Source organism: uncultured Amnibacterium sp., assembly GCF_964244015.1.
Taxonomy (GTDB): Bacteria; Actinomycetota; Actinomycetes; order Actinomycetales; family Microbacteriaceae; genus Amnibacterium.
Genome location: NZ_CAXTHO010000126.1, coordinates 1 through 8426, shown reverse-complemented (window position 1 = coordinate 8426; position 8426 = coordinate 1). Strand labels below are relative to the sequence as shown.

The 8426-nt window shown below is 73.7% G+C and carries 8 protein-coding genes; 5 read left to right on the top strand and 3 right to left on the bottom strand.

The annotated features are described in order from the left end of the window. The 3 genes from ACFE67_RS12640 to ACFE67_RS12630 all read left to right on the top strand — a co-directional run. A partial coding sequence (locus ACFE67_RS12640) for a proline--tRNA ligase (RefSeq protein WP_375407233.1) occupies positions 1-1505 on the top strand: 1505 nt, incomplete at its 5' end. A 2-nt stretch (positions 1506-1507) separates the two neighbouring features. Beyond that, entirely contained in the window at positions 1508-1699 is a 192-nt protein-coding gene (locus tag ACFE67_RS12635; protein WP_375407232.1) for a hypothetical protein, read from the top strand. Positions 1700-1702: 3 nt separating this feature from the next. Next, positions 1703-2500 carry an HAD family hydrolase gene (locus tag ACFE67_RS12630; RefSeq protein WP_375407231.1) on the top strand — a complete coding sequence of 266 codons (798 nt, stop codon included), beginning with the start codon at positions 1703-1705 and terminating at the stop codon, positions 2498-2500. Between the two features lie 34 nt (positions 2501-2534). Here the strand turns inward: ACFE67_RS12630 and ACFE67_RS12625 are convergent, their stop codons facing one another. Genes ACFE67_RS12625 through ACFE67_RS12615 form a run of 3 tightly spaced genes read right to left on the bottom strand, consistent with a single transcriptional unit; the run spans position 2535 to position 6979 of the window. Next, positions 2535-5474 (bottom strand): AAA family ATPase, encoded by a 2940-nt coding sequence (locus ACFE67_RS12625; protein ID WP_375407230.1) that lies wholly within the window; start codon positions 5472-5474, stop codon positions 2535-2537. After that, the gene (locus ACFE67_RS12620; protein ID WP_375407229.1) at positions 5471-6625 is read right to left on the bottom strand and encodes an exonuclease SbcCD subunit D; all 1155 of its coding nucleotides are present in this window, start codon (positions 6623-6625) and stop codon (positions 5471-5473) included. Before ACFE67_RS12620 ends, ACFE67_RS12625 begins: the two co-directional genes overlap by 4 nt. Positions 6626-6670: 45 nt before the next feature. Then, positions 6671-6979 carry a hypothetical protein gene (locus ACFE67_RS12615; RefSeq protein WP_375407228.1) on the bottom strand — a complete coding sequence of 103 codons (309 nt, stop codon included), beginning with the start codon at positions 6977-6979 and terminating at the stop codon, positions 6671-6673. Between the two features lie 83 nt (positions 6980-7062). Between ACFE67_RS12615 and nusA the strand changes: the two genes are divergently transcribed. Then, the gene (gene nusA / locus ACFE67_RS12610; protein ID WP_375407227.1) at positions 7063-8061 is read left to right on the top strand and encodes a transcription termination factor NusA; all 999 of its coding nucleotides are present in this window, start codon (positions 7063-7065) and stop codon (positions 8059-8061) included. Positions 8062-8307: 246 nt separating this feature from the next. Further along, a partial coding sequence (locus tag ACFE67_RS12605) for a translation initiation factor IF-2 N-terminal domain-containing protein (protein WP_375407234.1) occupies positions 8308-8426 on the top strand: 119 nt, incomplete at its 3' end.

Genomic DNA, 8426 nt, shown 5'->3' with positions numbered 1-8426 from the left:
ACGGCGACGACATCTTCACGCTCGAGGACCGCAAGGGCGTCGAGTACGTGCTGGCGCCCACGCACGAGGAGGCGTTCGCGCTGCTCGTCAAGGACCTGTACTCGTCGTACAAGGAACTGCCGCTATCGATCTTCCAGATCCAGGACAAGTTCCGCGACGAGGCGCGTCCCCGAGCCGGGCTGATGCGCGGGCGCGAGTTCACGATGAAGGACGCCTACTCGTTCGACATCGACGACGAGGGTCTCGACGCCTCCTACGACCTGCAGCGCGCCGCCTACGAGCGGGTGTTCACGCGCCTCGGGCTCGAGTACGCGATCGTCTCCGCCCACGCGGGAGCGATGGGCGGGTCGCGGAGCGAGGAGTTCCTGCACCCGACGCCCATCGGCGACGACACGTTCGTGCGGTCCGCAGGCGGCTACGCGGCGAACGTCGAGGCGTTCACGACCCTGGAGCCCGCGCCGCGCGAGATCGACGGACTGCCCGCGGCCACCGTGGTCGACTCGCCCGACACCCCGACCATCGCGACGCTCGTCGACCTGCTGAACGAGCGGCACCCCCGCGACGACGGGCGCGACTGGACCGCGGCGGACACGTTGAAGAACGTCGTGCTCGCACTCACCCACACGAGCGGCGAGCGCGAGCTCGTGATCGTGGGCATCCCCGGCGACCGCGATGCGGACCTCAAGCGCGCGGAGGCCGCCTTCTTCCCCGCAGCGGTCGAGACCGCGACCGAGGCGGACTTCGCTGCCCACCCCGCGCTGGTCAAGGGCTACATCGGGCCGTGGTCGGCCTCGGGCCCCGTGCTCGGCGACGGCTCGACGAGCGGCGTGCGATTCGTCGTCGATCCGCGCGTCGTCGACGGCACCGCCTGGGTCACGGGAGCGAACGAAGCCGAGCGGCACGTGCTCTCCCTCGTCGCCGGGCGCGACTTCGTGCCCGACGGCACCGCGGAGGTCGCGGAGGTGCGCGCGGGCGACCCGGCCCCGGACGGCTCCGGTCCGGTCGAGCTGGCCCGCGGCACCGAGCTCGGGCACGTCTTCGCGCTCGGCCGCAAGTACGCGGGGGCGCTCGGTCTGCAGGTCCTGGATCGCAACGGCAAGCTCGCGACCGTGACGATGGGCTCGTACGGCATCGGCGTGAGCCGCGTGCTCGCCCTGGTCGCGGAGGCCAACGCCGACGACCGCGGGCTCGTCTGGCCCCGCGCGGTGGCGCCCTTCGACGTGCAGGTCGTCGCGACCGGCAAGGACGAGGCGGTCTTCGAGGAGGCCGAGCGGATCGGCCGGGAGCTGGAGCTGAAGGGCTTCGACGTGCTCGTCGACGACCGGCGCGCGTCGCCCGGGGTGAAGTTCAAAGACGCCGAGCTGATCGGCGTGCCGACGATCGTCCTCGTCGGACGGGGGCTGGCCGACGGGCTGATCGAGCTCTGGGACCGCAGGTCGGGGGATCGCACCCAGGTGCCGCTGACGACCGTCGTCGACGAGGTCGCCGCCGTGCTCGCGGGCTGAGCATGCACATCCCGCCGATCGCGTGGGCCGGGATCGTGGCGTTCGTGGTGCTCGTGCTGGCGATCGCGCTCGGTCTGCTCACCGGGCCGGGTCCGCTGCCGTCCTGCACCCCGTCGCCGAGTGCGACTGCGACCGGCGGTGCCGCTCCGACGGCGTCCACCTGCGCGACGGCCAGTCCGACGGCGACGGGCTGACGCATGACGGCGGCTCCTCGCCTCGTCGCGACCGATCTCGACGGCACCCTGCTGCGCTCCGACGGCACCGTGTCCGATCGCACGGCAGCAGCGCTCGCGGCGCTCGATCGCCGCGGCGTCCCGGTCGTGTTCGTGACCGGCAGGCCGCTGCGGTGGATGGAGGTGGTGCGCGCCCACGTCGGGGCCCACGGGCTCGCGATCTGCGCGAACGGCGCCGTCGTCCTCGAGCTGCCGACGAGCACCGTCACGCTCACCCGGCCCGTGCCCTCCGACGTCGCCCGAGCGGTGGCGCACGACGTCCGCGAGGCGATGCCCGCGGTGCGCTTCGCCGTCGAGACCGGCGAGGGGCTGGCCCTGGAGCCGGACTACGACACGCCCTTCTCTCAGCCGGCCGGAACCCCGAGGGAGGATCTCGACCGACTGGTCGAGCGGTCGGTCGTGAAGCTGCTGGCGCGCCACCCGTCGCTGGAACCGGACGAGTTCCTGCAGCGGGTCGCGGACATCGTGATGGACCGGGTGGTCCCGACGCGCTCGGGAGCGACAGCCCTGGTCGAGATCAGTGCAAGAGGCGTCACGAAGGCGTCGACGCTGCAGCTGCTCTGCGACCGGTTCGGCGTCGAGGCCGCCGAGGTCGTGGCGTTCGGCGACATGCCCAACGACCTGCCGATGCTCGCGTGGGCCGGCCGGTCGTTCGCGGTCGGCAGCGCCCACCCGGCGGTGCTCGCGGTCGCCTCCGACCGCACCGCGAGCAACGACGACGACGGGGTCGCCATCGCGCTGGAGCACCTCTTCGACCTCTGACCGGAATCCGGGCAGACGGCTCGGGTGTGACGACTCAGACGGCGGCGGGGACGCGGGAGGTGACCGTGCTCGAGCCGTCGGGCAGGCGCTCCACGTGGAGACCGGCGGGGATGTCCTCCTGCATCGCCTCGACATGGCTGATGAGACCCACCGTCCGGCCTCCCGCCCGGAGGGAGTCGAGGGTCTCCATCGCCGTGTCCAGGGTCCTCCGGTCGAGGGAGCCGAAGCCCTCGTCGACGAAGAGGGTGTCGAGCCGCACGCCACCGGCCTCGGCGGACACCACCTCCGCGAGACCGAGCGCGAGAGCCAGTGAGGCGAGGAAGGTCTCGCCGCCCGACAGCGACGCGACGGGGCGCGGTCGGCCCGTGTGCTCGTCGAGCACCTCGAGCCCCAGCCCGCTGCGGGCCCCGCGGTACGCGACGCCGTCGTCGTGCTGCAGCGTGAAGCGGCCGTCGGTCATGGCCGAGAGGCGCACGTTCGCCGCGGCCACGATCTGCTCGAGCCGGGCGGCGAGCACGTAGCTCTCCAGCCGCATGCGGAACGCGTTCGACCCGCCCCCGCGCACCACCTCGGCGAGTGGTCCGACGACGGCGAGCTGAGCCCGGTCCTCCGCCATCGCGCTCTCCGCCGCGGCGACCGATGCGGCGATGTCGCGGGCGCCGGCCGCGAGCGCCCGCGCGGCGGAGAGGTGGTCGGCAGCCGAGTCCCTCGCTGCCAGAGCGACCGTCTTCGCGGCCACCGCGCCGGCGACGTCCACCGTCTCGTCGGGGGCGCCGGACACGTCGCGGTCCGCGAGCTGCGCGATCGTGCCGTCGCGGGCCGTCTCCCACGCCCTGACCTCGCGCTCGAGCTGCTGCCGCTCGGCCGCGGGCAGCGCAGCGGCGAGAGCGGTCGCGACGTCTGCGATCCCGGCGTCCTCGAGCGCGGTCGTGAGGCGGTCGCGGGCGTCCTCCTCCGCGGACCGCGCGGAATCCAGGCGGCGGAGTGCGTCCTCCGTCGCAGCGAGCGCGATCCGGCGTGAACGGAGTCCACGGACGCGTTCGGCCACGCTCGGAGCGCGCTCGCGCGCCGCGGCGACGCGCTCCGCGGCGCCGTCGACCGCGAGGCGGGCGGCGCCGACCGCCGCGACCTGCGCCTCCAAGGTCGCCCGCGTCGTCGCGACGGCGGCCGCGACCTCGGCGGTGCGGGTGTCGAGCCGGGCCAGCAGGCGCGTCGCGACGTCATGCTCCGCGACGGCGGCGCGAGCGGCATCGACAGCAGCGAGCGCCGTCCGGACGGCTGCCTCCGCCGTCTCGGTGGTCGCCCCGTCGGCGGCCGCTGCCGCGGCCGCATGCCGCGCCCGGGCCGCGGCTGCGGTCGCGGCGGCGTCCTCACGGTGATCGGCGGCGGACTGCTGCGCGCGTTCCGCCGCGGTGACGGCGCGCTCGTCGGGCGTCGTCGCGTCGGTCGCCGCCGGAGCGGGATGCTCGGCCGAGCCGCAGACCGGGCACGCGGCGCCCGGTTCGAGCGAGGCCGCGAGCAGGCCAGCCGCCCCCGCGAGCCGCGCGGCGAGCAGTGCCCGGGTGTGCGCGATCGCGGCCTGCTCGTCAGTGAGCGCACGGTGCTGGACCCGTTCGGCGTCCAGCACCGCAGTAGCGGCTGCTTCGGTCGCGGCGACCGCGCGCACCACGGCCTGTGCCCTCGTCAGCTCGGCGTCCGCAGCCGCTGCACCTGCCACGACGGCCTCCGCGCGCAGCCGGCGTTCCTGCAGCGCGGTCCTCGCGCCCGGGATGGTCCCGCTCTCCTCGAGCAGCTCGGCGAGCCGGCCCTCGGCCTGCACTCGGGAGGCCTCCGCCTGCGCGAGCGCGGTCCGCATCCGAGGCAGCTGCTCCTCCTCCTGCAGCCGCTCGACGAGCACGCCCAGCAGACCGTCGAGCTCGGCACCGGCCGCGGCCGGATCCTCCACCGCTGCGCCCAGCGCCACACGGCTGCGCTCCAGCGTGCTCTCGGCGGCCCTGACCTCCGCGATCGCCCGGCCCGCGGCATCGACGGCCGGCAGCACGGGCAGCACCCTGACGGCTGCCGAGATGCGGGCCCGGCGGGCGTCGACGCCCGACCGGTCCGCCTCCAGGTCCGCGAGTGCTGCGCGCGCGGTGTCCCTTCTGCGCTGGAGGTCGGCGGCGGCGATCGCTGCAGCCGCGGCCTCGTCGGCGGCGGCATGGACCGCGCGCGCCTGCGCCGTCCGGATCTCCTCATCCTCCGCGCGCGCGGACAGCCGGCCGGCCACGGCGGCGGCCCACGCCGCGTCGGCGGTCTCCTGCACCGGTTCGTCGATCAGTGCAGCCAGCCGGCCGAGATCGCTGCGCACCGCGGCGGATCCCGCGCCGACCGACTGCTCGAGCGCCCGCGCCCGCTCCGTGATCTCCCGCTCGAACAGCTGGAACCGCTCGGTGCCGAACAGGGCGCGGAGCAGGTCGAGCCGTTCGTCCGTCCTCGCTTTCAGGAACTCCTGGAAGCGCCCCTGCGCCAGCAGGATCACCTGGAGGAACTGCTCCCGCGACAGCTGCAGGATCGGGCCGAGGTGCTCGGCCACATCGACCGGTCGTGCGGCGACGCCGACCCACTCCGCCGCCTCCCATCGCTCGAGGGTCGCCGCCTGCGCCTCCCGGGTCGTGCCCGAGCCGCGCTGCTTCGGCCGCTCGTACTCGGGGGAGCGGACGACGCGCCAGCGTTCGCCCGCGACGGTCAGCTCGAGCTCGACCCTCGTCGGCTGCCCGAGCACGGCGTAGTCGCTGCGGAGCCGCGCCTGCGCACCGTCGTAGCGCGGCGCCGTGCCGTAGAGCGCGAAGCAGATCGCATCGAGGATGGTCGACTTGCCGCTGCCGGTCCTGCCGGTGATGAGGAACAGGCCGGCTTCGTCCAGCGGCGCGAAGTCGATCTCCTGCCGCGTCGCGAACGGGCCGAAGCCCTCGAGGACGAGGCGCTCGATCCTCACGCTGCGCGCTCCGCCGCCTGCACCGCGGTCAGCACCTCCGAGACGAGTCGCGTCTCAGCGGCGCTCGGGCCCGCGCCGGCCCGCACGTGCTCGAGGAACCCGGCGATGAGCTGTGCGTCCGGCAGACCGGCGGTGCGCTCGCCGTAGCTGCGCGCATCGGCCGGGCGGACCCCCTCCGGCCGGTGCTCGAGCCGCGCGACGAAGGGGAAGCGCCGCCGCAGCTTCGCCATCGCGTCCTGCTGCCGGACCGGATCGGTCAGCACGGCCTGGATCCAGTCCTGCTCGCGGTCGGCGAGCGCGCGGTCGACGAGCAGGTCGTCCAGTGCCCCGACGATCTCGGTGAGTCGTCGGGGGACGCTCAGGTCCAGCCAGCGGACCTCCGCGAGGCCTCCTGCATCGAGGTCGACGAGCCAGGCGCCGCGCAGTGGCGAGGTCTCGCCGAACGAGTAGTGCAGGGGTGCCCCGGCGTACCGCACGTGCTCCGCGAGCCGCATCCGGGAGTGCAGGTGACCGAGGGCGACGTAGGAGATCGGAGCGTCGTCGGTGCCGTCGAAGACCGCCGACGGCACGACGTCGAGCCCGCCCGCGGTGATGTCGCGCTCACCGCCCGCGGCCTGCGGCACGACCCCGGCGGAGGCGAAGCAGTGCGCGAGCACGACGGCCCGGTTCCCGCGATCGCGCACGGCCGCGTGCACCCGGCCCATCGCCCGCTGCAGCGCCTCGGCGTGCGTGCGCCCGCCGACGAGCAGCGGCTCGAGGAACGGGATGCCGAAGACGTCGACGGTGCCGTGCTCGTCCGCGAGCTCGACGGGGCGGTCCAGGGCATCCGCACGAGTGCGCACGTGCACGCCGCCCGCTGCGGCGAACGGCGCCTGGTGCCCGAGCCGCGCGGCGGAGTCGTGGTTGCCGCTCGTCATCACGACCGACGCACCGGCCGAGCGGATCGCGAGCACCGCCTCCTCGAACAGCTCGAAGGCCGCCGCGGCGGGGGTCGCGGAGTCGAAGACGTCACCGGCGACGAGCACCACGTCGACCTGCTCCCGTCGCACCGCCTCGGCGAGCTCGAGCAGCACCCCGCGCAGGGCGTCGAGCGTCGAGTGACCGTGGAAGGTCCGGCCGATGTGCCAGTCGGAGGTGTGCAGCAGGCGCATGCCGCGCACGCTAACGGCGCCCTCGGACACCGCCTCCGGGCACCGTCAGACGGCGGGGACGGCGATCCGCAGATCCATCGATGCGACGCGCTGCGGGACGCCGTCGAACGCGGCCGCCCGCTCGGGCGACGCGGTCCACGCGGCGTCGAGCCGCGCGAGCGCCTCCTCGTCGCCGTCCACCGAGACCGACCACACGAACTCGTCGGTCTCGGGCACGATCAGCGCGGAATCGAGAGTGAAGCCGAACGCGAGCCGCGCGGGCAGGAGCCGGTCGCGCCACCACGCGACGAAGTCGTCGAGCTGCCCCTCCACGATCCGGTACCGGCGCAGCTGCACCGTTCGTCCCTCGCTCATCACGGGCCTCCGGTCCCTCGTCCTGGCGCTGCTACCGTAAGGGGGCTCCGACCGCGGGCCACGACGAACGGATGGAGCGACCGATGGAGATCGATCTCGCCGTCCTGCGCTTGATGGAACGCGAACGGGAAATCCCCTTCGACGAGCTGCTGCGCATCATCGAAGCGGCCATCCTCACCGCCTACCTGAAGCACACGGACCGGCCCGAGCACGCCCCCGCAGGCACCCCGGTGCCGCACGTGGTGATCGACCGGAAGACCGGCAAGGTCACCGTGCTGGTACCGGAGGTCGACGAGGAGGGGGAGCAGGTCGGCGAGTCCGTCGACGAGCCCCACGACTTCGGCCGGGTCGCCGCGTTCGCGGCGAAGCAGGTCATCAACCAGCGGCTGCGCGACCTCGGCGACGAGCGCATCCTCGGCGAGTTCAAGGGCCGCGAGGGCGACATCATCGCCGGCGTCATCCAGCAGGGGCCGAACCCGCGGATGGTGCACGTGGACCTCGGCTCGATCGAGGCGATCCTGCCTCCCGAGGAGCAGGTGCCCGGCGAGACCTACACGCACGGCGAGCGCATCCGGGTCTACGTGACCAGCGTCTCGCGCGGCCCGAAGGGCCCCTCCATCACCGTGTCCCGCACGCATCCGGCGCTCGTCCGGCGGCTGTTCGCGCTCGAGGTGCCCGAGATCGCGTCCGGCGTCGTCGAGATCACGGCGATGGCGAGGGAGGCCGGCCACCGGTCGAAGGTCGCGGTGCGCGCGACGCAGCCCGGCATCAACGCGAAGGGTGCCGCGATCGGCGAGCTCGGCGCCCGCGTCCGGGCCGTCTCCGCCGAGCTCGGCGGCGAGAAGATCGACATCGTCGACCACGCCGACGACCTGGCGACCTTCGTCGCCAACGCCCTCTCGCCCGCCAGGGTCACGAGCGCGTTCGTGCTCGACAAGGGGTCGAAGGCCGTGCGGGCCCTGGTGCCGGACTACCAGCTGTCGCTCGCGATCGGCAAGGAGGGCCAGAACGCGCGCCTCGCCGCGAAGCTGACCGGCGCCAAGATCGACATCCAGCCCGACTCGATCCTCGAGGACGACTAGAACCCGCACCTCGGGCCGCACCCACGCCGGGTCGGCCGGAGGAGCACCTTCCGTCTCCCTCGGGGGCGGGTACACTTCATTTCAGGGTGGCCTCGGCGCCGCCTCTCCGCTGCTGCTCCATCGGGAGTCGGCAGTTCTCACCACGCGAAGTGGAACAGGCACATGGACCAGCGATGAGCGACTCGAAATGAGATCCGCACCGCACTAGCGGCCTGCCCTGTCCGGGTAGGCCTGGACAGGAGAGAAGTGGCGAAACCACGCGTCCACGAGATCGCATCCGACCTCGGGATCGATACCAAGCTCGCTCTGGCGAAGCTCAAGGAGATGGGCGAGTTCGTCAAGGGCCCGTCGTCCTCCGTCGAGCC

What these genes read in the sequence shown, in the direction of transcription:
- ACFE67_RS12635 (WP_375407232.1), top strand. Translation starts at nt 1,508, where the DNA reads ATGCACATCCCGCCGATCGCGTGGGCCGGGATCGTGGCGTTCGTGGTG.
- ACFE67_RS12630 (WP_375407231.1), top strand. Translation starts at nt 1,703, where the DNA reads ATGACGGCGGCTCCTCGCCTCGTCGCGACCGATCTCGACGGCACCCTG.
- ACFE67_RS12620 (WP_375407229.1), bottom strand. Translation starts at nt 6,625, where the DNA reads ATGCGCCTGCTGCACACCTCCGACTGGCACATCGGCCGGACCTTCCAC.
- ACFE67_RS12615 (WP_375407228.1), bottom strand. Translation starts at nt 6,979, where the DNA reads ATGAGCGAGGGACGAACGGTGCAGCTGCGCCGGTACCGGATCGTGGAG.
- nusA (WP_375407227.1), top strand. Translation starts at nt 7,063, where the DNA reads ATGGAGATCGATCTCGCCGTCCTGCGCTTGATGGAACGCGAACGGGAA.